A 23,450-nucleotide genomic window follows, 5' to 3' on the forward strand; every position below is an offset into this window, starting at 1 on the left:
ACCCGCTACGACAAGACCGCCGAGTCCTACCAGGCAGCCGTCACCCTCGCATCGCTCCTGATGTGGGCGTGACAATTGAAGACAACTCCTAGGAGATCGCGGCGTCTGTCCGCGGCCCTAGAAGATCGCGGTACCTCTCCGCGTCCCCAAGAGACTGCGGCGTGCCTCCCCGTACCCCCCAGACCGCGGCGCTCACCGTCGTCCTAAAGGCCCGTGGAGTTCTCTGGGTTTCTGAAGGGGGACAGGGGGTTTTGGAGGGTGCCTTGTAGTTGGAGGGCTGTTGTTGGGGTGGTCAGGTCGATCATCTGTTTGTTGTTGCGGAGCTGGAGGCGGTTCAGGCAGGAGAGGGGGAAGTCGGGGGTGAAGAGGTCGTGGTGGGTGAATTTTTCGGTGAGTTCGGGGACCGATGCCTGGTACTCGTGGGTGATCTCGGCGACCGTGCGCCAGAAGTCGTCCTCCTCCAGGACGCCCTCGGCGGCGAGTCGTGCGGACAGGAAGCGGAAGAAGCAGTCGAAGACGTCGGTGAAGATCGACAGGAGTTTCAGGTGGTCGGGGACGTCCACGCGTAGTCGCTCGACCGCCGGGGGCAGGATCGCGTCCGGGTCCATGACGGCGATCTCCTCGGCGATGTCCTTGAAGATCGCCCGCTGTACCAGCCCGTCCTTCAGGACCAGGATCACATTCTCGCCGTGGGGCATGAAGACCAGGTCGTAGGCGTAGAAGCTGTGCAGGAGCGGGGTGAGGTAGGCGTGGAGGTAGTGGCGAAGCCAGGTCTGGGGGGACAGGCCTGATCGTTCGATCAGGGCGGTGGTGAATGAGCGGTTCTCGTGATCGATGTGCAGGAGGGAGGCCATGGTGGCCAGTGACTCGCCCTCGCGCAGGGAGGGGACCGGGCTCTCGCGCCAGAGCGCGGCCAGCATCTTGCGGTAGGGGGAGTGGCGGTCGGTGGCCCGCTCGAACTCCAGGTGGCGGTAGCCGACCGCCGCGCGTTCGCGGATGATCGTCAGGCCGGTCGAGGTGAGGGTGGGGTCGTTGGCGATCAGGTTCGACAGCCAGTCGTTGATGGCGGGGGTGGCCTCCATGTAGGCGGCGGACAGACCGCGCATGAAGCCCATGTTGAGGACGGACAGGGCCGTTTTGACGTAGTGCTTGTGCGGGGCGGTGGTGTTGAAGAAGGTCCGGATGGACTGCTGGGCCAGATAGGCGTCGTCGGCCTCGCCGAGGCAGACCAGATGGCGGCGGGCCAGCTCGGCGGCGAAGGTGACGGTGAGCTTGTTCCACCACTGCCAGGGGTGGACGGGCATCAGGACGTAGTCGGCGGGGTCGAGGTCCTGGGCGCGGAGGGTGGTGTGGAAGCGGGTGAGGGTGGCGGCGCCCAGTTCGGCGCGGAGGAAGGACTCGTACTCGATGCCCGCGCCCGCCGTGAACGCGGCGCGGGAGCGGTGGGCGGCCAGCCAGACCAGGCGGACCGGGCTCGCGGTCTCGGGGGCGTACGAGAGGTAGTCGTGGACGCCGAAGCCCAGGCGGCCGTTGTTGGCGACGAAGCAGGGGTGGCCCTCGGTCATGCCGGTCTCGATCTCCTGGAAGGAGCCGGAGGCCAGCTCGGCGGCCGTGCGCTGCGGCTTGCCGAGTGTGAAGCAGGTGCCGGCCAGGGTGGCGGAGATCTCTTCCAGGTAGACCGGGAGGATCGAGTCGCTCAGGGCGAGGGATGCGCGTAGGTCGAGGATGAAGTCCAGTACGGAGAGGGGGAGTTCGGTGCCGGAGCGGTGGCGGGTGAGGGAGTCGGGGTCGATCTGCCAGTGGTCCAGGGCGCGGCGGACGGCGGTGAAGCGGTAGGTGGTGCGGCCGTCGTCGCTGGGGACGACATAGGTGTCGTCGCCTTCGGGTTCGGGGGTGAGGAGGCGTTCGTGGGCGAACTCGGCGAGGGCCTTGCGGAGCAGTGAGCGGTTCGCTCGCGCCCAGTGGTCGGGGGTCAGATGGGTCACGGCGTCGGACAGGGTCATACGGCGGCTCCCCGGGCGGTCAGGTACTGCTGCCGGGTGCAGAAGGAGAGCAGGGCCCGCTTCTCCGGCTTGTCGATCTCGCGGTCGGGGACGAAGCCGACGGCCGCGTTCAGGGCCTGGACGGCGGTGTTGGCCACGTCCGGTTCCACGACCACCCGGCGGGTGCGGGGGTCGGCGAACAGTTCGTCCATGACGGCGGTGAGCACGGCCCGGGTGAAGCCGTGCAGCGGGCGGTCGGTGGGGGCGGTCAGGAAGTGCATGCCGATATCACCGGGGGCGGGCTCGTACAGGCCGGTGAGTTCGACGTATCGGGGGTCGTACTTCTCCATCAGGAAGGCGGGGGTGCCGTCGTGCAGGCCGAGGAGGGCGTGGTGGTGCTCGTGGGCTGCGATCCTCAGGTAGGCGCGCTCGACGTCCTGGAGGTGGGCGCTTCCCATCAGCCAGAACGCCGCCTTGGGGTGGGTCACCCAGCCGTGCAGCAGCTCGGCGTCCCGGAGGGGGTCGAGGGGGCGCAGGGAGAGGGTGCCGATGCTCATACGGCGAACTCCTGGAAGGCGATGGTCTTCTCGATCGGGTAGGGCTCGGTGCCGAGCAGCTCGCGGATGATGCAGCTGTTGCGGTAGGCGCCCATCCCGAGGTCGGGGGAGGTGACGCCGTGGGTGTGGACCCCGGCGTTCTGGAGGAAGACACCGTGGCCGGTGATGTCGATGGCGTAGTTGCGGGCGATGTCGAAGTTGCCGTGCGCGTCGCGCACCAGCCGGTCGGCGATCGGGGCCAGGAAGGGCGGCTCGGTGTAGCGGTAGCCGGTGGCCAGGATCAGTCCGTCCGAGGCCAGCTCGAAGTGGGTGTCCTGCTCCTCCTGGTGGAAGCCCAGGGTGTAGGTGCCGTCCCGGTATGCGGCCGTGGTCAGGGCTGAACGGGTGAGGAGGCGGGTGGGGACCGGGCCGCTCAGGTTCTTCTGGTAGAGGAGATCGAAGATGGCGTCGATGAGATCGCCGTCGATGCCCTTGAACAGGCCCTTCTGTTCGTCGGTGAGCCGGTAGCGGGTGGCCTCGGGCAGCCGGTGGTAGTAGTCGATGTAGTCCGGGGAGGTCATCTCCAGGGTGAGCTTGGTGTATTCGAGGGGGAAGAAGCGGGGGGAGCGGGTGACCCAGTTCAGCCGGTAGCCGTGGGTGTCGATCTCGCTCAGCAGGTCGTGGTAGATCTCGGCGGCCGACTGACCGCTGCCGACCAAGGTGATCGACTCCTTGCGCCGCAGCGCGTCCCGGTGGCGGAGGTAGTGGGCGTTGTGCAGCAGGTCGCCGCCCAGGTCCCGGCACGGCTCGGGGATGTGGGGCGGGGTGCCGGTGCCCAGCACCAGGCGGCGGGCGCGGTGGGTGGTGCCGGTGGAGGTGCGGACGGTGTACGTCTCGTCCCGGTCGTCGTAGGTGACCTCGGTGACCGTGCTGTTGAAGCGGACGCTGGTCAGACGGTTGGCGGCCCAGCGGCAGTAGGCGTCGTACTCGACGCGCAGGGGGTAGAAGTTCTCGCGGATGTAGAACGCGTAGAGGCGGCCCTGTTCCTTCAGGAAGTTGAGGAACGAGTAGGGGGAGGTCGGGTCGGCGAGGGTGACCAGGTCGGAGAGGAACGGGGTCTGGAGATGGGCGCCGTCCAGGAACATGCCCGCGTGCCACTCGAAGTCCGGCTTGGCTTCGAGGAAGACGCCGTTCAGTTCGTCGAGGGGCTCGGTGAGGCAGGCGAGGCCGAGGTTGAACGGGCCGAGGCCGATGCCCACGAAGTCATGGAGGTCCATGGGGTCAGCAGGCGCGGTCAAGGGAGGCTCCCAGGTACTGCTCGGCGTGCCCGGCGAGCAGATCGAGCACGGCGGTCAGATCGGACGGGGTGGTCTCGGGGTTGAGCAGGGTGAACTTCAGGTAGTGGCGGCCGGCCACCTTGGTGCCCGCGACCACCGCCTCCCCGGACGCGAACAGCGCCTCGCGGGCATGGAGATTGGCCCGGTCGATCACCGCCGGGTCGGTCACGGCGGCCGGTATGCAGCGGAACACCAGGGTGGACAGCACCGGCTCGGCGACCACGTCGTAGCGCGGGTCGGCGGCCAGCAGCCGCCAGCCCTCGGCGGCCAGGTCGCAGACCTCGTCGAAGAGCGCGCCGATACCGTCGGCGCCCATGGTGCGCAGGGTCATCCACAGTTTGAGCGCGTCGAACCGGCGGGTGGTCTGGAGCGACTTGTCCACCTGGTTGGGGATGCGGTCCCGCACGGCCCGGCGCGGGTTGAGGTACTCGGCGTGATAGGTGGCGTGGCGCAGGGTCGCCGCGTCCCGCACCAGCAGGGCCGAGGAACTCACCGGCTGGAAGAACGACTTGTGGAAGTCGACGGTGACCGAGTCGGCGCGCTCGATCCCGGTCAGCAGGGAGCGGCGGGTGGGGGAGACCAGCAGCCCGCAGCCGTAGGCCGCGTCGACATGCAGCCAGGTGCCGTACCGGGCGCACAGCTCGGCTGTCTCCGGCAGGGGGTCGATGGAGCCGAAGTCGGTGGTCCCGGCGGTGGCGACGACCGCCATGGGGGTCAGTCCGGCGCGGGTGCAGCGCTCCAGTGCGCGGGCGAGGTCGACGGTCCGCATCCGCCGGTGCCGGTCGACGGGTACGGAGACCACCGCGTCCGGGCCGAGGCCCAGCAGTTTCGCCGCCTTCAGCACGCTGAAGTGGCTCAGCTCGGAGGCGAAGATCCGCAGGTCGGCCGCCGATCGGGCCTTGCTCTCCTCGCGGGCCAGCAGCAGCGCCTGGAGGTTGGACTGGGTGCCGCCGGAGGTGAACACCCCGTCGGCGGCCGGGCCGAGCCCGATGCGTTCGGCGGTCCAGTCGACGAGCCGGCGCTCGATGAGGGTGCCGCCCGCCGACTGGTCCCAGGTGTCCAGGGAGGAGTTGACGGCGGACAGCACGGCCTCGCCGAGCACGGCCGGGATGACGACCGGGCAGTTGAGGTGGGCGAGATAGCGGGGGTGGTGGAAGGAGACCGCGTCCCGGAGGTAGACGTCCTCCAGTTCGTCCAGCACGGCGGTGGTGTCGTACAGCGGCCGGTCGAGGTCGATCCGCTCGATGAGGGCGTCGAGGGCGTCGACGCTGACTCCGGTGAACGGGCGCCGGGTGGTGGCGAGTCGGGCGGCGACCCGCTCCACCCCCTCGGTCACGGAACGGCGGTACCGCTCCGCGGTGGCGTTGTTGAGCAGCTGAGAGCGCATGGGGGGCCTCCGGCGGGGGACGGGGACGGGGGCAGGGGAGGGCGGAACCGGGCCCCTGCTCTACTTAGGTAAGCCTAACCTAAGTTAATCTCTCACTCCCCGCTGGCCCTCTCCGCCCCCTCCAGCGCCTCCGCGAGCGCGGTGAGCATCGGCTCGCACTTGGCGTACGACAGGATCGGCTCGGTGTCCCGGGAGAGCACCTGACCCGCCTTCACCGCCGGGAGCTGCTTCCAGGTGCCCTCGGTGATGTCGGCCGGCTGGATCGCCGAGGTGCGGTTGTCCATGAGGATGAGGTCCGCCGGGTACTTGTTGACGTTCTCCCAGCTCAGCGTCTCGAACCAGCCGCCGGTCTCCGCCAGCGCCGACGCCGGGGGCTCCACGAAGTTCACCCCGAGGGACGCGAAGTACTCCAGGTCGACGGAGAGGTTGGAGCCGGAGACGTAGAACATGTCCGCGGCGGCGGAACCGACCAGGACCTTGATGTCCGGCTTGGCCGCGGCGGCGGCGCGCAGCCGGGCCGCCGCGTCCTCGAACCGCTTCTTCGCCGCCGCCACCTCGGTGGCCTTCAGATCGGCGCCGAGGGAGGCGGCGAGTGCGGCCATCCGCTCCAGGGATCCGGTGAGCAGCCGGTCGTAGACCGAGATGCCGACGGTGGGGGCGCCCACGGCGAGGATCTTGTCCCTGGACTCGTCGGGGACGTACCAGAGGGTGCCCCGGTCGTCGTACATCGTGGAGATCAGCAGGTCGGGGGCGAGGGCCGCGTACTTCTCGATGTTGAACTGGCCCCACTCGTTGCCGAGGATCGTCACCTCGCCGATGTCGAGGTCGCCGGCCTGGACGTCGGGCTTGCCGTCGGCGGTCCGGGTGGGGCCGAAGACGCCCTGGACGGTGACGCCGTAGTCGTGGAGGGCGGCGGCGGTGCCGGTGAAGGCGACGAGGGTGGCCGGGGCGCGGTCGGCGGTGACGGTCTCGCCGCGGTCGTCCTCGAACGACCAGGGGCCGGAGGCGCCGGGGCCGGTGTCGCGGGTGGGGGCGGGGTCGTCGGCTCCGCAGGCGGTGAGCGCGGCGCCGAGTCCGAGGGCGCCGGCGGCGGTGAGCAACTGGCGGCGGGTGGGGGTGCGGGACATGGTGGGGCTGCTTTCGGGTGGGTGGGGCGGGCCGCTGGGCGAATCGGGCGGGAAGGAAGGTTAGCCTAACCTTCCTTGTCGTCCGATCCGCGGGGGCCGCCCCACCTGAATCGCAGCCCAGCCCGTCAGCCCCCAACCCCTCAGCCCATCAGTCCCAGCTCCCGGGCGATCAGCATCCGCTGTACCTCGCTCGTGCCCTCGCCGATCTCCAGGATCTTGGAGTCCCGCCACATCCGGGCCACCGGGTACTCGTTCATGAACCCGTAGCCGCCATGGATCTGGGTGGCGTCCCGCGCGTTGTCCACGGCGATCGTGGACGAGTACAGCTTGGCGAGCGCCGCCTCCTTCTTGAACGGGTCCCCCGCCACCAGCCGGTACGCGGCGTCCCGCCAGGCCAGCCGGGCGGTGTGGGCCCGCATCTCCATGTCCGCGATCTTGAACTGGATCGCCTGGTACCCGCCGATCGCCCGCCCGAACGCGTGCCGCTGCTTGGCGTACGCCACCGACTCGTCCACACAGCCCTGGGCCAGCCCGGTCGCCAGCGCCGCGATGGCGATCCGGCCCTCGTCCAGGATGCGCAGGAACTGGGCGTAGCCCCGCCCCTCGGCGCCGAGCAGATTCGCCTTCGGTACGCGGACCTCGGCGAAGGACAGCTCCCGGGTGTCCGACGCGTTCCAGCCCACCTTGGAGTAGGGCGCCGCCACCGTGAAACCGGGGGTGCCCGACGGGACGATGATCGAGGAGATCAGCGGCTTGCCCTCGGGTGTGCGGCCGGTGACCGCGGTGACCGTCACCAGACCGGTGATGTCCGTGCCGGAGTTGGTGATGAAGCACTTGGTGCCGTTGATCACCCACTCGTCCGTGGCCTCGTCCAGGCGGGCCGTCGTCCTCGTCGCGCCCGCGTCGGACCCGCCGTCGGGCTCGGTCAGCCCGAACGCGCCGAGCATCTCCCCGGCGCACAGGCGGGGCAGCCAGGTCCGCTTCTGCTCCTCGGTGCCGAAGAGATGGAGCGGCATCGCGCCCAGCGAGACCCCGGCCTCCAGGGTGATCGCCACCGAGGAGTCGACCCGGGCCAGCTCCTCCAGGGCCACGCCCAGCGCCAGATAGTCGCCGCCCATCCCGCCGTACTCCTCCGGGAACGGCAGGCCGAAGAGGCCCATGCGGCCCATCTCGCGGACGATCTCGTAGGGGAACTCGTGCCGCTCGTAGTAGTCGCCGATCTTCGGGGCGATCACCTCATGGGCGAACTCCTCGACCGTGCGGCGGAGTTCCTCCAGCTCGGGGGTCAGACGGTGGTCCATGGTCGTCACTCCTGGGGCTCCTTGTGCTCCTGGTCGCCCTGGTGTTCCTGGTGCTCCTGGTGGGAGAGGGCGCGGACGGTACGGGACGGGCTGGGGCGGCCCAGTTGTTCGGCCATCCACACGCTGGTGGCGGTGAGCCGGCCGAGGTCGACACCGGTCTCGATACCGAGGCCCTGGAGCATCCAGACCAGGTCCTCGGTGGCGAGATTGCCGGTGGCCGACCTGGCGTAGGGGCAGCCGCCCAGGCCGCCCGCGGAGGCGTCGACGGTGGTCACGCCGTGTTCCAGGGCCGCGTAGGTGTTGGCGAGCGCCTGGCCGTAGGTGTCGTGGAAGTGCACCCCGAGGATGTTCGTCGGGACGCCCTCCTCGTTGAGCAGGGAGAGCAGTTCGAGGACATGGCCGGGGGTGGCCACGCCGATGGTGTCGCCGAGGCTCAGTTCGTCGCAGCCCATGTCCCGCAGTGCCGTGCAGACCTTGACGACCTGGTGGAGGGGGACGGCGCCCTCCCAGGGGTCGCCGAAGCACATCGAGACATAGCCGCGGACATGCGTGCCCGCGTCCTTGGCCTGCCGGACGACCGGGTCGAAGACGGCGAGGGACTCGTCCAGGGAGCGGTTGAGGTTGGCGCGGGCGAAGGACTCGGTGGCGCTGGCGAACACCGCGATCCGGCGGGCGCCGAGGGCGAGCGCCCGGTCCAGGCCGCGCCGGTTGGGGACGAGGACGGGCAGGGCCACGCCCTTGAGGTCGCCGAGGCGGGGGAACAGGTCCTCGGCGTCGGCGAGTTGGGGCACCCACTCGGGGCGGACGAAGCTGGTCGCCTCGATGGTGGTGAGCCCGGCGGCGGCGAGGCGGTGCACGAACTCCGCCTTGACCTCCGTGGGGACGGATGTCTTCTCGTTCTGGAGGCCGTCACGGGCACCGACCTCGTGGATCCGGACGCGGGTGGGGAGGTCGGTGGCGGGGACGACCATGGGGAGTGAGGGTGACGGTGGGGGCGGGGTCATGACGGGTCCTTCGCGGGGGCGTCCGTGTCCGGGGTGATGACGGCCAGGATCTGGTCCATGGCGACCGTCGTGCCGGGGGTGACATCGAGTTCGGTGACCGTGCCCGCGTGCGGGGCGGAGATGACGTGCTCCATCTTCATCGCCTCCACCACCAGCAGGCTCTGACCGGCGGTGACCTCGTCGCCGATGGCGACCTTCACCACCGTGACCGTGCCGGGCATGGGGGCGGTGAGGGAGTCGGCGCCGGAGCGGGCCGCGCCCCGGAGGGAGGCGGCGACCGGGTCGTGGTCGCGGACCTGCCAGGCGTCGCCGTCCCGGCCGAGCCAGTCGGCGGCGCGGTGGAAGGTGTGGCGGATGCCGTCGAGGGTGACGGAGACCCGGGTGGGGGTGACCGTATGGGCGCCCCGGGGTTCGTACGTCACCGGGTCGGTCACCCGCAGGGGGAAGGTGACCGGCTTCGGGGTGCCGCCGAGGCGCCAGCCGCTCGGCACCGAGAACGGGTCGGTCCAGCCGCCGGGCGCCGGGCGGAGCGCGTCCAGCCGGACGGCCGCCGCCGCCTCGTACACCTCCTCGGGTACGTGGGTGGGGACCAGGTCGGGGGCGACGCGCTCGACGAGGCCCGTGTCCAGCTCGCCCGCGACCACCGCCGGATGGGCCAGCAGGCGGCGCAGGAACCCGGCGTTGGTGGTGACCCCGAGGGTGACGGTGGCGGCGAGGGCTGCCCGGAGTTTTCTGAGGGCGCTTGCCCGGTCGGGGCCGTACGCGATGACCTTGGACAGCATCGGGTCGTACAGGCTGCCGACCGCGCTGCCCTCGCTCAGCCCGGAGTCGGTGCGGACGCCGTCCCCGGAGGGCTCGTCCAGCAGCAGGACCGTGCCGCCGGTCGGGAGGAAGCCGCGCGCGGGGTCCTCGGCGCAGATCCGGGCCTCGATCGCGTGCCCGGTGAGGGTGATGGCGTCCTGGGTGAAGGGCAGCGCCTCCCCGGCGGCCACCCGCACCTGCCACTCCACCAGATCGAGCCCGGTGACCAGCTCGGTGACCGGGTGCTCCACCTGGAGCCGGGTGTTCATCTCCATGAAGGAGTACGCCGACGGATCGCCGCCGGGGACGATGAACTCGACCGTGCCCGCGCCGACGTAGCCGCAGGAGCGGGCCGCCTGGACGGCCGCCTCGCCCATCGCCGCGCGCGTCGCCTCGTCCAGCAGGACGCTGGGGGCCTCCTCGATGACCTTCTGGTGGCGGCGCTGGAGGGAGCACTCGCGCTCGCCGAGATGGACCGCGTTGCCGTGGGCGTCGGCGAGGATCTGGATCTCGATGTGCCGGGGGCGGTCGATCCACCGCTCGACCAGGAGGGTGTCGTCGCCGAAGGAGGCGGCGGCCTCGCGGCGGGCGGCGGCGATCTCCTCGTCCAGTGTGGTGAGGTCCCGGACCAGGCGCATGCCCTTGCCGCCGCCCCCCGCGCTGGGCTTGAGCAGCACGGGGGCGCCCAGCGCGCGGGCGGCCTCGGCCAGCTCCGGGTCACGGCCGCCGGGGACCACGGGGACTCCGGCCGCGCCGACGGTCTCCTTGGCGCGGATCTTGTCGCCCATCAGCGCGATGGCCCCGGCGGGCGGCCCGATGAAGACGAGCCCGGCGTCCGCGCAGGCGCGCGCGAAGGCGGCGTTCTCGGCGAGGAAACCGTAGCCGGGGTGGACGGCCCCGGCGCCGGTGCGGGCGGCGGCGTCCAGGATGCGGTCGGCGGACAGATAGCTCTCGGTGGCGGGCGCGGGGCCGATCCGTACCGCCGTGTCCGCCTCGCGGACGTGCCGGGCGTCGGCGTCGGCGTCGGAGAAGACGGCGACGGAGCGGATGCCGAGGGCGCGCAGGGTGCGGATGACGCGGACGGCGATCTCACCGCGGTTGGCGACGAGGACGGTGTCGAACAGGTCTCCTGCCAGGGACATCGGGGTACGTCCTCTCACATCCGGAAGACGCCGAACTGGGGGTCGCCCAGGGGCGCGTTGGCGCAGGCGGTCAGGGCCAGGCCGAGCACCTGGCGGGTCTCCAGGGGGTCGATGACCCCGTCGTCCCAGAGCCGGGCGGTGGCGTAGTAGGCGTTGCCCTGGCGCTCGTACCGCTCGCGGATCGGGGCCTTGAAGGACTCCTCGTCGTCCGCCGGCCAGGACTCGCCGCGGCCCTCGATCTGGTCGCGCTTGACGGTGGCGAGGACGGACGCGGCCTGCTCGCCGCCCATCACGGAGATCTTGGCGCCGGGCCACATCCACAGGAAGCGGGGGGAGTAGGCCCGGCCGCACATCGAGTAGTTCCCGGCGCCGTAGGAGCCGCCGACCACGACCGTCAGCTTGGGGACGCGGGTGGTGGCGACGGCGGTGACCATCTTCGCCCCGTGCTTGGCGATGCCCCCGGCCTCGTAGTCCTTGCCGACCATGAACCCGGAGATGTTCTGGAGGAAGAGCAGCGGGATGCCGCGCTGGTCGCACAGCTCGATGAAGTGGGCGCCCTTCTGGGCGGACTCGGAGAACAGGATGCCGTTGTTGGCGACGACGCCGACCGGGTGGCCGTGGATCCGGGCGAAGCCGGTGACCAGGGTCTGCCCGAACTCGGCCTTGAACTCGGCGAACCGGGAGCCGTCCACGACCCGGGCGATGATCTCCCGCACGTCGTAGGGCGTGCGCGGATCGGCGGGGACCGCCCCGTACAGCCCGTACGGGTCGACCTTGGGCTCGACGGCCGGGGCGACCGCCCAGGGCAGGGGCCCGCGCGCGGGGACGGTGGCGACGATGTCCCGGACGATCCGCAGGGCGTGGGCGTCGTCCTCCGCGAGATGGTCGGTCACGCCGGACACGCGCGCGTGCACCTCCCCGCCGCCCAGTTCCTCGGCGGTGACGACCTCGCCGGTGGCGGCCTTCACGAGCGGCGGTCCGCCGAGGAAGATCGTGCCCTGGTTCCGCACGATGACGGCCTCGTCGCTCATGGCGGGCACGTACGCGCCCCCGGCGGTGCAGGAGCCCAGCACGGCGGCGATCTGCGGGATGCCCGCCGCCGACAGCCGGGCCTGGTTGAAGAAGATCCGCCCGAAGTGGTCCCGGTCCGGGAAGACCTCGTCCTGGAGGGGGAGGAAAGCCCCGCCCGAGTCCACCAGGTAGACGCAGGGGAGGCGGTTGTCGAGGGCCACCTCCTGGGCGCGCAGATGCTTCTTCACCGTCATGGGGTAGTACGTCCCCCCCTTCACGGTGGCGTCATTGGCGACGATCACGCACTCGCGCCCGCTGACCCGCCCGATCCCGGCGATCACCCCGGCGGCCGGCGCCTGCCCCTCGTACATCCCCTCGGCGGCCAGCGGGGCCAGCTCCAGGAACGGCGAACCCGGGTCCAGCAGGGTGTCCACCCGGTCCCGGGGCAGCAGCTTCCCGCGCGCGGTGTGCCGCTGGCGGGCCCGCTCCCCGCCGCCCAGCCGGGCCGCCGCCAGCCTGCCGTGCAGCTCCGCCACCAGCGCGCGCTGTGCCGCCTCGTTGGCGCGGAACGCCGCCGACGCGGGGTCCGCCGCGCTCGACAGCTCCGGTGCCTGGTCCATCCCGCGAGCCCCCTCACCTTGTTAATGAGCGTTAACGCATTTCCTTCAGGTTAACGACCGCTAACCCCTCTGTCTACAATTGCCGTCATGGCCACCAGAACCGACGCCCCCACCCGTCGCGAGCAGATCCTCAAGGAGGCCGCCCGGCTCTTCGCCGAACGCGGCTTCCACGGCGTCGGCGTCGACGAGATAGGCGCGGCGGTCGGGATCAGCGGCCCCGGCCTCTACCGGCACTTCCCCGGCAAGGACGCGATGCTCGCCGAGCTGCTGGTGGGTATCAGCGGGCGGCTCCTCACCGGCGCGAAGCGCCGCGTGGCGGAGGCGGGCGCGGACTGCCCGCCGGACGGGCTCCTGGACGCCCTCATCGAGGGCCATGTCGACTTCGCCCTGGACGACCGTCCCCTGATCACCCTGCACGATCGCGAGCTGGACCGCCTCCGCGACAGCGACCGCAAGCTGGTCCGGCAGCTCCAGCGGCAGTACGTCGAGCTGTGGGTGGGCGTGGTCCGCGACCTGTACCCGGCCCTCCCGGAACCGGCGGCGCGCTCGGCGGTGCACTCCGTCTTCGGCCTGCTGAACTCCACCCCGCATCTGGGGAGGCGGGGGGCGCCGCTGCCCGGCCGGGGGGCCACGGCGGAGCTGCTCCGCAGGATGGCGAAGGGGGCGTTCGACGCCGTCGGGGGGGATGGGGGTGGTTCGTTCGGGTGAGGCGCGGGGGCGACCGGTGGGTCAGTCGTACTCGCGCAGGGCCGCGACGAGCTGCCGCCCCTGGGGGGCGCCCCGGCGGAGGAGGAGCGCGGCGGTGGTGTGCAGCTCCCGCCAGGAGTGGGGGCGGCCCACGGCGGCGGCGTCGGGGACACTCGCCAGGGCCACGGCGAGTGACTGCGCGGCCTCGCCCGCGCCCGCGAGGGCGTGCGCCAGGCAGGCGCGGTACCAGGTCCGGTCCCGCCGGAACTCCGCCGCGAGGCCGTCCAGGCCGATGGTGAGGCTGTCGATGGCCGGGGGCCAGTTCCGCAGATGCATCGCGGCCATGCCCCGCTGGAGGGTGAACCAGGTCTCGCCATAGAAGTACATCCAGGGCGGCTCGTCCTCGGGGTGCTCCGCCGCGCGGCCGATGAGGGTCTGCGCCTCGTCCAGCAGTCGCTCGGCGGCGGCGCCGTCCCCGTTGAGGGCGTGTCCCCGGGCGGCCATCTGGGCGGCCATGCCCTGGACGCCGAGGGAGGAGCCGGGGGCCGACCAGCGGGCGGCCTCGGCGAGGCGGATGGTCCGGTTGCCGTGTCCGGTGGCCCACGCCATATGGGACTTCATGCTCAGGGTGGTGGCGGCCATGTTTGCGTCCCCGGCCTCAAGGGCCCACTCATGGCTTCGGTCGTGCCAGGCCAGCGCCACGGTGTCGGACCCCTGGTCCTGAGCCATCCAGGCCAGGAACTGCGCGTGCTCGGCGGCGAGCCGCACCACACGGCCGGCGAGCGGCCCTCGGGCGCCGGAGTAGAGATCCACGACATCCCGTAACTGCCGGCGCATCAGACCGACGAGGGGGCGGGAGCCGATCTCGTCCTCCGCGCGGCGGTGCTCGGCGAGCAGCCGGTCCAGCCAGTCCAGGGTGGGCGCGTCCACCCGGCGGCCACCCTTCGTCACGCTCATCACCCGGGTCAGCAGATCCTCGTCGGGGCCGCTACCGGAGGGGGTGAGACCCGGGACCGGGGACATGTGCGGCGGCGGCACCTCCAGGAGGTGCGCCGGGATGCCGAGCCCCGCCACGATGCGCTGCCGCACCTCGACGGAGGTCACCCGCCGCCGCCCCCGCTCGATGTCGGACACGTCCGGCTGCACCAGCCCGACCCGCTCCCCGAGCTTCGTCTGACTCGTGCCGGTGAGCTGCCGGTAGGTCCGGAAGACCGCGCCCCAGTCCGCGCCGACGACCGCCGACGCGAGGGCCGGGTGGGACCAGAGATCGATGCGGGAATCCCCCATAGGCCCAATCTAGGGCGGGTCCATAGGGCGACGGGATGGGAGCAACGGGCTTCCACCGAAAGGGTCTTCACCCATCGACGTCCGTCTGTCCAGGAGGCCCGTATGGCCAGCCGCCCGCCCGCTGACGAGAATCCCCCCACCACCAAGATGACCATCGAGGTCTGCACCGTCGACCGCCACGGCACCATCGTGAAACCGCCCCGCACCACCGTCGTCGTCCCCGTCGACCACGACCCCCCGTCCGGCCTCCTCGGGACCGGGACCCGGTTCCCGCCCTGCGCCTGCCCCCTGCACCGACGCCCCGGTGTCATGGGGTGAAACCTCGCCCAGGTCATCGCCGGGGCCCTGCCCCCAGTGCCCGGGACACCCCCCGCGCCGCCGTGACCACCGCCGGGGCCAGGGCGCGGGCCGTGCCCTCGCGGGACGGGGCGATGATCGACAGCGCCGCCACCACCGTGTTGTCCGGCCCCCGGACCGGCGCCGCCACCGACGCCGACGCCCGTTCGAACTGGCGGTCGCTGAAGGCGAAGCCGTCGCGGCGGACGGCGGCCAGTTCGCGGCGCAGTGCCGCCGGGTCCACCACGCTGTACTCGGTGTAGCGGCGCAGCGGACCCGTGTCGAGCACCCCGTTGATCACATCCGGCCCCGCGTGGGCCAGCAGCACCCTGCCGACGCCCGTGACATGGAGCGGCAGCCGGATCCCCGGGCGGGCGACGATCCGCGTGGCGTGATGGCTGAAGACCTGCTCCACGAACACCACCTCACCCCCGTCCAGGATCGCCACCTGCGCGTTCTGGTGCGTCGCCGCGCTCAGGTCCTCCAGGAACGGCAGCGCCGCCTCGCTCAGGCTCTTGCTGCGCGGGGCCAGCGAGCCCACCTCCCACAGGTGCAGTCCGATCGAGTACCGGCCGGACGCGTCCCGCTCCAGCGCGCCCCAGCGGGTCAGCTCCCGGAGCTGGCGGTGCGTGGAGGAGACGGGACGGCTGAGGCGCCGCGCGATCTCGGAGAGGGTCAGCGCCGGGGTCGTCGCGCTGAAGCAGTCGAGGACGGCGAGGGCCCGTGCGGTGCTGGTGACGCTGTTGTCGGGCATGGCCCCTCCGCTCCCGTCATGAACGCAGAGTCCTCGAAGTTTTCCTCAGGGTGGAAATCGTAGCCCCGGGGCCGCGCGCGGCGGACAGGCTGCCGTCGGAAGCGCGAGACGCCCACGGAGGCCGGAATGCGAAGCCAGACAGGGGGCACCGAGCGCCCCTCGCGACGAAGCCACGGCGATCAGTTCGCCGTGCCCTGCTGGTTCCTGCGCGGTGGCACCTCGCGCGGGCCCTTCTTCCGCGCCGCCGATCTGCCCGCCGACCCGGCCGCCCGGGACGCCGTCCTGCGCGCCGCGCTGGGCTCGCCCGACCCCCGCCAGATCGACGGGCTCGGCGGGGCCCACCCGCTGACCAGCAAGGCCGGGATCGTCGGCCCCGGCACCCGGCCCGGCGTCGATCTGGAGTTCGCCTTCGCCCAGCTCCAGCCCGGCAGTGAGCTGGTCGACCTCACCGCCAACTGCGGCAACCTGCTCGCCGCCGTGGTGCCGTTCGCCGTGGAGGCCGGGCTGCTCGCCCCGCGCGGCGACACCACCACCGCGCGGGTCCTCACCCTCAACACCGGGCTCGTCGCCGAGATCACCGTCCCTACCCCGCTCGGCGCCGATGGCCATCGGCGGGTCGGATACGCCGGTGACACCCGGATCGACGGTGTGCCCGGGACCGGGGCCCCGGTCACCATCGGCTTCCTGGACACCGCCGGGTCCGTCTGCGCGGGGCTGCTGCCGACCGGGAGCGTGCGTGACCGGGTCACCGTGCCCGGCCTCGGCGCGGTCGACGTCACCTGCATCGACAACGGGCAGCCGGTGGTCGTGGTCGCCGCGGCCGACCTGGGCCGCACCGGGTACGAGGCCGTCGACGCGCTCGACGCCGACGACGGGCTCCGGGCGCGGGTCGAGGCGCTGCGGCTGGTGTGCGGTGAGCTGATGGGGCTCGGGGATGTGACCGCGAGGAACTATCCGAAGATGACGCTGGTCGCGCCCGCGCAGCGCGGGGGAGCCATCGCCACCCGCAGTTTCGTTCCCCGGGTCTGCCATCGCTCGATCGGTGTCCTCGCCGCCGTCACCGTCGCGACGGCGTGTGTGCTGGAGGGGTCGGTGGCCCATGGGTCGGCGGTTCTTCCGGACGTTCCCGACGCAGGGGGTGACCTCCAGGTCTCCGTGGAGCATCCCTCCGGGGAGTTCACCCTGCGACTGGGGCTGACCCGTACCCGTCCCCGCCGGGTCGTCCGCTCGGCCCTCGTCCGCACCGCTCGGCTCATCATGGCCGGTGAGGTCATGATCCCCGCGTCCGCCGCCCCTCGGAACGCCGATGCCCCGCACCGGCTCGACGGCACCCCTGAGGAGGCCCGGTGATGATCATCGACTGCCACGGCCACTACACCACCGCCCCACCCGCCCTCGCCGACTGGCGCACCCGGCAGATCGCCGCCCTCGCCGACGGCGGACCCGGCCCCGCCGAGCCCCGTATCAGTGACGACGACATCCGGCGCAGCATCGAGGGCAATCAGCTCCGCGTCATGGACGAGCGCGGCATCGACCTCACCGTCTTCTCCCCCCGCGCCTCCTTCATGGCCCACCACATCGGCGACCTCCGTACCTCCGCCCGCTGGGCCGCCCTCTGCAACGACCTCTGCCACCGGGTCGCCCGGCTCTTCCCCGAGCGGTTCGCACCGGCCGCCATGCTGCCCCAGTCACCCGGCGCCGACCCCGGCACCTGCCTGCCCGAACTCACGCGCTGCGTCGAGGAGTTGGGGGCGGTCGCCGTCAACCTCAACCCCGATCCCTCCGGCGGCCACTGGACCGCCCCGCCGCTCACCGACCGCGCCTGGTACCCCCTCTACGAGGCGCTGGTGACGTATGACATCCCGGCGATGATCCATGTCAGCACCAGTGTCAACCCGGCCTTCCACACCACCGGCGCGCACTATCTCAACGCCGACACCACCGCCTTCATGCAACTCGTGCGGGGCGATCTCTTCGCCGACTTCCCGACCCTGCGCCTGATCATCCCGCACGGCGGCGGGGCCGTCCCCTACCACTGGGGCCGCTTCCAGGGCCTCGCCTCGGCGCTGGGCCGCCCCCCGCTGGAGGAACACCTCCTCGGCAATGTCTTCTTCGACACCTGCGTCTACCACCAGCCCGGCATCGATCTCCTCTGCCGGGTCGTCCCGGCGCGCAATCTGCTGTTCGCCTCGGAGATGATCGGCGCCGTCCGGGGCGTCGACCCCCGCACCGGCCACCACTTCGACGACACCCGCCGCTATGTCGAGAACGCCGGGCTCACCCCCACCGACCTGGCCGCCGTCCAGGAGCACAACGCCCGCCGGGTCCATCCCCGGCTCGCGGCCCAGCTCCCCCACCACAGCCGCTGACGGAGAGCGAGAGCACGGACATGTACGAACTCGGAGTCGTCCACCGCACCATCACCCGCCCCTCCCCGGCCGACCTCGACGCCCTCGCCCCCTTCGGGGTGAGCACCGTCCACGAGGCCATGGGCCGCACCGGACTCATGCGCCCCCGGCTCCGGCCCGTCTACCCGGGCGCCCGGCTCCGCGGTCCCGCCGTCACCGTGCTGCTCCAGCCCGGCGACAACTGGATGCTGCATGTCGCCGCCGAGCAGATCCGGCCCGGCGATGTGGTGGTGGCGGCCTGTACCGCCGACAGCGAGGACGGTTTCTTCGGTGAGCTGCTGGCCACCTCGATGCGGGCCCGGGGCTGCGCCGGTCTGGTCATCGACGGCGGCTGCCGGGACGTGGCGGCGCTGGAGGCCATGGACTTCCCGGTCTTCAGCCGGGCCGTCAACGCCAGGGGCACGGTGAAGGCGACCCTGGGGTCGGTGAACGTGCCCGTCGTCTGCGCCGGTGCGCTGGTGCGGCCGGGGGATGTGGTGATCGCCGACGCGGACGGGGTCGTCGTCGTCCCGGTGGGGCGGGTCGCCGAGGTCGCCGACGCGGCGGCCCGCCGGGAGGCGGCGGAGGAGGAGAAGCGCGAGCGCTTCGCGGCCGGAGAGCTGGGCCTCGACCTCTACGGCATGCGCGAGCCGCTGCGTGCGGCGGGGCTGCGGTATGTCGACTGACTTCGACGGCGTGCGTGGGCCGCTGCGTGCGGCCGGTCTGCGCCACCTCGGCTGATCCCTCTCTCCAGGAGCCCTTCATGACCCCCGCCCCCCGAACCCCCGGCTGGCTCGCCCCCTGTCCCGAGCCCTCCCCGCCCCGCCTCCCCCTGCCCCCCGGCACCGTCGACGCCCACTGTCATGTCTTCGGGCCCCAGGCCCGCTTCCCCTTCGCGCCCGAGCGCACCTACACCCCCTGCGACGCCGGTGCGGAGCAGCTCCGTACCCTGCACGGGCACCTCGGCATCGGGCGGGCCGTCGTCGTCCAGGCCACCTGCCACGGCGGTGACAACCGGGCCATGCTCGACGCCGTACGCGCCTACGGCGGGCGGGCCCGCGGTGTCGCCACCGTCCGGCCCGGGGTCACGGACGCCGAGCTGCGGCGGCTGGACGCGGCCGGGGTGCGCGGGGTGCGGTTCACCTTTCTGCGGCGGCTGGGCGTCGGCCCGTCCCGGGAGGATCTCGCCGCCCTCGCCGCCCGGGTCGCGCCCCTCGGCTGGCACCTCGTGCTGTACTTCGAGGCCGCCGACCTGCCGGAGCTGGCGGGGTTCTTCGGCGACCTGCCCACGCCCCTCGTGGTGGACCATCTGGGCCGCCCCGATGTGACCCGGCCGGTCGGCGGACCCGAGTTCTCCGGCTTTCTGCGGTTCGTCGAGCGCCGCGACGACATCTGGGTCAAGGTGACCTGCCCCGAGCGGCTCACCGTCACCGGCCCGCCCGCCACGCACGGCGAGCCGCGCCCGTACGCCGATGTGGTGCCGTTCGGGCGGCGGACGGTGGCGGAGTTCGGGGACCGGGTGCTGTGGGGCACCGACTGGCCCCACCCCAATCTCCGCGACCACATGCCCGACGACGGGCTGCTGGTGGATCACGTCGAGCGGGTCGCCGTCACCCCCGAGGCCCGGCACAAGCTGCTCGTCGCGAACCCGTGGCGGCTGTACTGGCCGGGCGAGCGGGCGCCGGAGAGCGGGGCGGCGCCGGAAAGGGGGGAGGCGCCGGAGCGGGGGGAGGTGCCGGAAAGTGGGGCGCGCACCACATCGGGCGGTCTGGACGCGGGATCGTACTCGCCGGTACGGTTGGAGTGAGCAAGCGCTTAGACATGGCTCCGGTAGCCATCCGGCAGGAGGAGGCGGCGTGCGTCGTACGGTGTTCAACGAGGATCACGAGGCGTTCCGGGAGACCCTCCGCGCCTTCATCGAGGCCGAGGTCGTGCCGGTGTACGACGAGTGGTTCGCCGCCGGTCAGGCCCCGCGCGCGTTCTACCGCCAACTCGCCGAGCTGGGCCTCTTCGGGATCAACGTCCCGGAGGAGTACGGCGGCGCCGGGCTCGACAGCCATAAGTTCGAGGCCGTCCAGTACGAGGAGACCGCCCGCGCGGGCGTCACCTTCGGCGGCTCCGGGGTGCATGTGCTGCTCGCCCTGCCGTACATCAAGTCGCTCGCCACCGATGAGCAGAAGAAGCGGTATCTGCCCAAGTTCGTCTCCGCCGAGGAGATGTGGGCCATCGCGATGACCGAGCCCGGCACCGGCTCCGACCTCGCCGGGATGAAGACCACCGCCCGTCTCAGCGAGGACGGCACCCACTACGTCCTCAACGGCTCCAAGACCTTCATCACCGGCGGCGTCCACGCGGACCGCGTCATCGTCTGCGCCCGCACCGCGCCCGCGACCCCGGAGGACCGGCGGCACGGCATCTCCCTCCTCGCCGTCGACACCCGGTCCGAGGGCTACTCCATCGGCCGCAAGCTCGACAAGCTGGGGCTGCGCACCTCCGACACCGCCGAGCTGGCCTTCGTCGATGTGAAGGTGCCGGTGGAGGATCTGCTCGGCGAGGAGAACAAGGGGTTCTCGTACCTGGGGGCCAATCTGCCGTCCGAGCGCTGGGGCATCGCCTTCGGGGCCTACGCCCAGGCCAGGGCCGCCGTACGGTTCGCCAAGCAATATGTGCAGGAGCGGATCGTCTTCGGCAAGCCCGTCGCGCACTTCCAGAACACCAAGTTCGAACTGGCCGCCTGCCAGGCCGAGGTGGACGCCGCCGAGGCCGTCGCCGACCGGGCCCTGGAAGCGCTCGACGCCGGGGAGCTGACCGCCGCCGAGGCCGCCAGCGCCAAGCTGTTCTGCACCGAGGTCGCCCACCGGGTCATCGACCGCTGCCTCCAGCTCCACGGCGGCTACGGCTATATGAACGAGTACCCCATCGCCCGTCTCTACGCCGACAACCGCGTCAACCGGATCTACGGCGGCACCAGCGAGATCATGAAGACGATCATCGCCAAGGACATGGGTCTCTAGGGCCGTCCCCCATGACAGGCACAGGTACAGGTACAAGCACAGGCACCACGGTATGACCGACGCACTCCACTCCCTCCTCGATCTGCTCGACCTGGAGCAGATCGAGGAGGACATGTACCGGGGCCGGTCCCGCTCCGCCGTCGTCCCCCGGGTCTTCGGCGGACAGGTCGCCGCCCAGGCGATGGTCGCCGCGGGCCGCACCGTCCCCGCCGAGCGCCTCCCGCACTCCCTGCACGCCTACTTCCTGCGCACCGGCGACCCGGGCGCCCCCATCGTCTACACCGTCGAACGGATGCGTGACGGACGCTCCTTCACCACCCGCCGCGTCCTCGCCGTCCAGCACGGCCAGCCGATCTTCGCGCTCTCCGCGTCCTTCCAGACGTACGAGGACGGACTCGACCACCAGACCCCCATGCCGCCCGCGCCCGACCCCGAGACCCTCCCCACCGCCGGGGAACGGCTGCGCGGCTACCCCCATCTCCACCCCGCGGCGGTCGAGCATCTGCGCGCCGCGGGCGAGGCCGTCGATCTGCGGTACGCCGACGAACCCCCGTTCGGCCGCTTCGGCGCACCCCGCGAGCCCCGCTCCCAGGTCTGGTTCCGCACCAACGGCAAGCTCGCCGACGACCCCCTCCTCCATGTCGTCCTCGCCACCTATGTCTCCGACATGACCCTGCTGGACTCGGTGCTGCTCGCCCACGGCCGGGGCGGCTGGGCGGTCGGGGACGTGGTCGGGGCCTCCCTCGACCACGCCATGTGGTTCCACCGGCCCTTCCGCGCCGATGAATGGCTGCTCTACGACCAGGAGTCACCGGCGGCGTACGGCGGGCGCGGGCTCGGCCAGGCCCGGATCTACACCCGGGACGGGCGGCTCGCCGTCTCCGTCATCCAGGAGGGCGTGGTCCGCGTCCCTCGGTGAGACTGAGGGCATGGCCCCACCACAGCAGGAGAGCTCGGAGGAGAGCGGCGGCGAGAGCGTCGGTACCGTGCTGGTCGCCGCCGCCGCGAACTTCGGGATCGCCGTCGCCAAGGCCGTCGCCGGGGTGATCAGCGGCTCCAGCGCGATGCTCTCCGAGGCCGCCCACTCGGTCGCCGACACCGTCACCGAGCTGATGCTCCTGGTCTCCCTGAAGCGGGGGGTCCGGCCGGCCGACGAGGACCACCCCCTCGGCCATGGCGCCGAGCGCTACATCTGGGCCCTGCTCGCCGCCGTCGCCACCTTCGTCGGCGGCGCCGTCTTCTCCTTCTACGACGGCGTCCACACCCTGGTCGAGGGCGAGGAACCCGGTGATCCTCTCGTCTCGTACCTCGTCCTCGGGATCGCCTTCCTGCTGGAGGGCTACTCCCTGCGGACCGGGGTGCGGCAGGCGCGCGGGGAGGCCGCCCGGCTGAAGGCGCCCTTCCGGTGGTATCTGCGGCACACCCCCGACACCGCCGTGAAGGCCGTCGTCCTGGAGGACACCGCCGCCCTCGCCGGTCTGCTGCTGGCGGCGGGCGGGCTGCTCGGCGGCCAGCTCACCGGCTCCGGCGTCTGGGACGGCCTGGCGTCCCTGCTGATCGGCCTGCTCCTGCTGTACGTCGCCTGGGTGCTGGGCCGCTCCAACGCCGTACTGCTCATCGGGCGCGCCCTGCCCCGGCCGATGCGGGAGCGCATCCGGGCCGAACTCCTCGCCGTCGAGCACATCGAGGCCGTACTGGAGCTGACCACCCTGGTCCAGGGACCCCGGCAGGCGCTGGTCGCCGCCAAGGTCGACTTCCGGGACGTGTCGACGGCCGCGCAGGTGGAGTGGGCCTGCGAGATCGCCGAGGCCCGGCTGCGGCAGGCGTTCCCGGCGATCGGGCGGGTGTATCTCGACCCGACGCCGGGGTATGCGCAACGCCGCGAGGAGGGGCTCGATCCCTGGCCGTGAGCCGCTGATCGGGTCAGGGCGTCAGTACAGGCCCGCCTCCGACAGCAGATACGCCGTCATCGGGTCGTAGTGGCGGGGGCTGACCACATGGTCGTCCAGCGGGACCGCCACCTGGACCGTGCCCTCCGCCTCCGCGATGAACAGCGCCGGGTCGTTGCAGTCGGCGTAGCCCACCGACTCCACCCCGTGCTGCCCGGCGTAGCCCGCCCAGCCGTGGTCGGCGACCACCAGGTCCGGCAGCGGGCGGCCGTCGCGCTCCAGCGCGGTCAGGATCGCCTTCATCGGCTCACCGGAGTGGGTGTGCCACAGCGTCGCCCCGTGCTCCAGCATGGCCACGTCCGCGAACTGCATGACATAGCCCTCCTCGGTCTGGAGGCCGTCCGGGATGACCACGATCTCGCAGCCGGCGGTGCGCAGCGCGGCGGCCGTCGCCCGGTGGACGTCCAGCAGCCCGCCCGGGTGGCCGGTCGCGAACAGTACGCGCTGGGTGCCCGCCGCCGCCTTGCGCAGCCGGGCCGCGAGCCGGTCCAGCCCGGCGACGGTCAGCTCGGGGTCGATGGTGTCCTGTCCGTACCGGTACTCCGGGTCGTCGTTGACACCGACCCGCTCCGCCATCACCGCGAGGACGTCCTGCTCGTCGGTCCAGCGGTCGCCCAGTTCCAGGCCGAGCCAGAAGTTGCGGACGCCGTTGGCGAGCTGACGGTAGTGGGAGAGGTTGTTCTCACGCGGCGTGGCGACCTCGCCGGCGATACGGGTCTTGACGAGGTGGTCGACGAGTTCGGCGCGGCTGGGTGTCGGTGTCCCGGGTATCGGCATGGCTCCCATTG

Annotated in this window: 21 protein-coding genes; 9 read left to right on the forward strand and 12 right to left on the reverse strand. The window is 72.0% G+C overall.

Features of this window, described 5'->3' with window-relative positions:
• Positions 1–203: 203 nt before the first annotated feature.
• The 9 genes from ABZX40_RS39580 to ABZX40_RS39620 form a co-directional block, all read right to left on the reverse strand.
• On the reverse strand, positions 204–2,003 hold the full coding sequence (locus ABZX40_RS39580; RefSeq protein WP_355750296.1) for an IucA/IucC family siderophore biosynthesis protein: 1,800 nt from the start codon (positions 2,001–2,003) through the stop codon (positions 204–206).
• Positions 2,000–2,539: a GNAT family N-acetyltransferase gene (locus ABZX40_RS39585; protein ID WP_355750299.1), complete on the reverse strand. Its 540-nt coding sequence runs from the start codon at positions 2,537–2,539 to the stop codon at positions 2,000–2,002. Before ABZX40_RS39585 ends, ABZX40_RS39580 begins: the two co-directional genes overlap by 4 nt.
• Positions 2,536–3,816: a SidA/IucD/PvdA family monooxygenase gene (locus ABZX40_RS39590; RefSeq protein WP_355750301.1), complete on the reverse strand. Its 1,281-nt coding sequence runs from the start codon at positions 3,814–3,816 to the stop codon at positions 2,536–2,538. Before ABZX40_RS39590 ends, ABZX40_RS39585 begins: the two co-directional genes overlap by 4 nt.
• Positions 3,800–5,242, reverse strand: a complete 1,443-nt coding sequence (locus tag ABZX40_RS39595) for an aspartate aminotransferase family protein (RefSeq protein WP_355750304.1) — start codon at positions 5,240–5,242, stop codon at positions 3,800–3,802. The genes ABZX40_RS39590 and ABZX40_RS39595 overlap by 17 nt, the downstream gene beginning before the upstream one ends.
• A gap of 92 nt (positions 5,243–5,334) precedes the next feature.
• A complete protein-coding gene (locus ABZX40_RS39600) occupies positions 5,335–6,369 on the reverse strand; it encodes an ABC transporter substrate-binding protein (RefSeq protein WP_355750306.1) in 1,035 nt (344 codons plus the stop codon).
• A gap of 140 nt (positions 6,370–6,509) precedes the next feature.
• Positions 6,510–7,670, reverse strand: a complete 1,161-nt coding sequence (locus tag ABZX40_RS39605) for an acyl-CoA dehydrogenase family protein (protein WP_355750371.1) — start codon at positions 7,668–7,670, stop codon at positions 6,510–6,512.
• A gap of 5 nt (positions 7,671–7,675) precedes the next feature.
• On the reverse strand, positions 7,676–8,674 hold the full coding sequence (locus ABZX40_RS39610; protein WP_355750309.1) for a hydroxymethylglutaryl-CoA lyase: 999 nt from the start codon (positions 8,672–8,674) through the stop codon (positions 7,676–7,678).
• Complete coding sequence (locus tag ABZX40_RS39615; protein WP_355750312.1) at positions 8,671–10,617, reverse strand: biotin carboxylase N-terminal domain-containing protein; 1,947 nt, start codon at positions 10,615–10,617, stop codon at positions 8,671–8,673. The genes ABZX40_RS39610 and ABZX40_RS39615 overlap by 4 nt, the downstream gene beginning before the upstream one ends.
• Before the next feature lie 14 nt (positions 10,618–10,631).
• Positions 10,632–12,248: a carboxyl transferase domain-containing protein gene (locus tag ABZX40_RS39620; RefSeq protein ID WP_355750314.1), complete on the reverse strand. Its 1,617-nt coding sequence runs from the start codon at positions 12,246–12,248 to the stop codon at positions 10,632–10,634.
• An 87-nt stretch (positions 12,249–12,335) separates the two neighbouring features.
• Here ABZX40_RS39620 and ABZX40_RS39625 point away from each other — a divergent pair, with 87 nt between their 5' ends.
• Positions 12,336–12,956, forward strand: coding sequence for a TetR/AcrR family transcriptional regulator (locus tag ABZX40_RS39625; protein WP_355750317.1), 621 nt, complete (start codon positions 12,336–12,338; stop codon positions 12,954–12,956).
• Between the two features lie 21 nt (positions 12,957–12,977).
• On the opposite strand, the gene ABZX40_RS39630 is transcribed toward ABZX40_RS39625, so the two are convergent.
• Complete coding sequence (locus ABZX40_RS39630; protein WP_355750320.1) at positions 12,978–14,222, reverse strand: helix-turn-helix domain-containing protein; 1,245 nt, start codon at positions 14,220–14,222, stop codon at positions 12,978–12,980.
• Between the two features lie 102 nt (positions 14,223–14,324).
• On the opposite strand from ABZX40_RS39630, the gene ABZX40_RS39635 reads away from it, so the two are divergent.
• Complete coding sequence (locus tag ABZX40_RS39635; protein WP_355750323.1) at positions 14,325–14,540, forward strand: hypothetical protein; 216 nt, start codon at positions 14,325–14,327, stop codon at positions 14,538–14,540.
• Between the two features lie 13 nt (positions 14,541–14,553).
• Here the strand turns inward: ABZX40_RS39635 and ABZX40_RS39640 are convergent, their stop codons facing one another.
• Entirely contained in the window at positions 14,554–15,312 is a 759-nt protein-coding gene (locus ABZX40_RS39640; RefSeq protein ID WP_355750326.1) for an IclR family transcriptional regulator, read from the reverse strand.
• A 126-nt stretch (positions 15,313–15,438) separates the two neighbouring features.
• Here ABZX40_RS39640 and ABZX40_RS39645 point away from each other — a divergent pair, with 126 nt between their 5' ends.
• The 7 genes from ABZX40_RS39645 (at position 15,439) to ABZX40_RS39675 (ending at position 22,623) form a co-directional block, all read left to right on the forward strand.
• Positions 15,439–16,662, forward strand: a complete 1,224-nt coding sequence (locus ABZX40_RS39645) for a 4-oxalomesaconate tautomerase (protein WP_355750329.1) — start codon at positions 15,439–15,441, stop codon at positions 16,660–16,662.
• Positions 16,662–17,681: an amidohydrolase family protein gene (locus ABZX40_RS39650; RefSeq protein WP_355750332.1), complete on the forward strand. Its 1,020-nt coding sequence runs from the start codon at positions 16,662–16,664 to the stop codon at positions 17,679–17,681. The genes ABZX40_RS39645 and ABZX40_RS39650 overlap by 1 nt, the downstream gene beginning before the upstream one ends.
• 20 nt (positions 17,682–17,701) lie before the next feature.
• The gene (gene ligK, locus ABZX40_RS39655; protein WP_355750335.1) at positions 17,702–18,385 is read left to right on the forward strand and encodes a 4-carboxy-4-hydroxy-2-oxoadipate aldolase/oxaloacetate decarboxylase; all 684 of its coding nucleotides are present in this window, start codon (positions 17,702–17,704) and stop codon (positions 18,383–18,385) included.
• 77 nt (positions 18,386–18,462) lie between these two features.
• Entirely contained in the window at positions 18,463–19,506 is a 1,044-nt protein-coding gene (locus ABZX40_RS39660; RefSeq protein ID WP_355750338.1) for an amidohydrolase family protein, read from the forward strand.
• Positions 19,507–19,555: 49 nt separating this feature from the next.
• The gene (locus ABZX40_RS39665) at positions 19,556–20,713 is read left to right on the forward strand and encodes an acyl-CoA dehydrogenase family protein (protein ID WP_355750340.1); all 1,158 of its coding nucleotides are present in this window, start codon (positions 19,556–19,558) and stop codon (positions 20,711–20,713) included.
• Positions 20,714–20,765: 52 nt separating this feature from the next.
• A complete protein-coding gene (locus tag ABZX40_RS39670; protein ID WP_355750343.1) occupies positions 20,766–21,632 on the forward strand; it encodes an acyl-CoA thioesterase II in 867 nt (288 codons plus the stop codon).
• Positions 21,633–21,642: 10 nt separating this feature from the next.
• Positions 21,643–22,623, forward strand: a complete 981-nt coding sequence (locus ABZX40_RS39675) for a cation diffusion facilitator family transporter (protein ID WP_355750346.1) — start codon at positions 21,643–21,645, stop codon at positions 22,621–22,623.
• Positions 22,624–22,644: 21 nt separating this feature from the next.
• On the opposite strand, the gene ABZX40_RS39680 is transcribed toward ABZX40_RS39675, so the two are convergent.
• Positions 22,645–23,439 (reverse strand): phosphatase, encoded by a 795-nt coding sequence (locus tag ABZX40_RS39680; protein WP_355750348.1) that lies wholly within the window; start codon positions 23,437–23,439, stop codon positions 22,645–22,647.
• Between the last annotated feature and the right edge of the window lie 11 nt (positions 23,440–23,450).

Origin of the sequence: Streptomyces sp. NPDC004610 (genome assembly GCF_040609715.1) — a bacterium.
GTDB lineage: Bacteria > Actinomycetota > Actinomycetes > Streptomycetales > Streptomycetaceae > Streptomyces.

Excerpts from the sequence above, each read along its gene's own strand:
- ABZX40_RS39580 (WP_355750296.1), bottom strand. The coding sequence starts at position 2,003 with ATGACCCTGTCCGACGCCGTGACCCATCTGACCCCCGACCACTGGGCG.
- ABZX40_RS39585 (WP_355750299.1), bottom strand. The coding sequence starts at position 2,539 with ATGAGCATCGGCACCCTCTCCCTGCGCCCCCTCGACCCCCTCCGGGAC.
- ABZX40_RS39595 (WP_355750304.1), bottom strand. The coding sequence starts at position 5,242 with ATGCGCTCTCAGCTGCTCAACAACGCCACCGCGGAGCGGTACCGCCGT.
- ABZX40_RS39600 (WP_355750306.1), bottom strand. The coding sequence starts at position 6,369 with ATGTCCCGCACCCCCACCCGCCGCCAGTTGCTCACCGCCGCCGGCGCC.
- ABZX40_RS39605 (WP_355750371.1), bottom strand. The coding sequence starts at position 7,670 with ATGGACCACCGTCTGACCCCCGAGCTGGAGGAACTCCGCCGCACGGTC.
- ABZX40_RS39610 (WP_355750309.1), bottom strand. The coding sequence starts at position 8,674 with ATGACCCCGCCCCCACCGTCACCCTCACTCCCCATGGTCGTCCCCGCC.
- ABZX40_RS39615 (WP_355750312.1), bottom strand. The coding sequence starts at position 10,617 with ATGTCCCTGGCAGGAGACCTGTTCGACACCGTCCTCGTCGCCAACCGC.
- ABZX40_RS39620 (WP_355750314.1), bottom strand. The coding sequence starts at position 12,248 with ATGGACCAGGCACCGGAGCTGTCGAGCGCGGCGGACCCCGCGTCGGCG.
- ABZX40_RS39625 (WP_355750317.1), top strand. The coding sequence starts at position 12,336 with ATGGCCACCAGAACCGACGCCCCCACCCGTCGCGAGCAGATCCTCAAG.
- ABZX40_RS39630 (WP_355750320.1), bottom strand. The coding sequence starts at position 14,222 with ATGGGGGATTCCCGCATCGATCTCTGGTCCCACCCGGCCCTCGCGTCG.
- ABZX40_RS39635 (WP_355750323.1), top strand. The coding sequence starts at position 14,325 with ATGGCCAGCCGCCCGCCCGCTGACGAGAATCCCCCCACCACCAAGATG.
- ABZX40_RS39640 (WP_355750326.1), bottom strand. The coding sequence starts at position 15,312 with ATGCCCGACAACAGCGTCACCAGCACCGCACGGGCCCTCGCCGTCCTC.
- ABZX40_RS39645 (WP_355750329.1), top strand. The coding sequence starts at position 15,439 with ATGCGAAGCCAGACAGGGGGCACCGAGCGCCCCTCGCGACGAAGCCAC.
- ABZX40_RS39650 (WP_355750332.1), top strand. The coding sequence starts at position 16,662 with ATGATCATCGACTGCCACGGCCACTACACCACCGCCCCACCCGCCCTC.
- ligK (WP_355750335.1), top strand. The coding sequence starts at position 17,702 with ATGTACGAACTCGGAGTCGTCCACCGCACCATCACCCGCCCCTCCCCG.
- ABZX40_RS39660 (WP_355750338.1), top strand. The coding sequence starts at position 18,463 with ATGACCCCCGCCCCCCGAACCCCCGGCTGGCTCGCCCCCTGTCCCGAG.
- ABZX40_RS39670 (WP_355750343.1), top strand. The coding sequence starts at position 20,766 with ATGACCGACGCACTCCACTCCCTCCTCGATCTGCTCGACCTGGAGCAG.
- ABZX40_RS39675 (WP_355750346.1), top strand. The coding sequence starts at position 21,643 with ATGGCCCCACCACAGCAGGAGAGCTCGGAGGAGAGCGGCGGCGAGAGC.
- ABZX40_RS39680 (WP_355750348.1), bottom strand. The coding sequence starts at position 23,439 with ATGCCGATACCCGGGACACCGACACCCAGCCGCGCCGAACTCGTCGAC.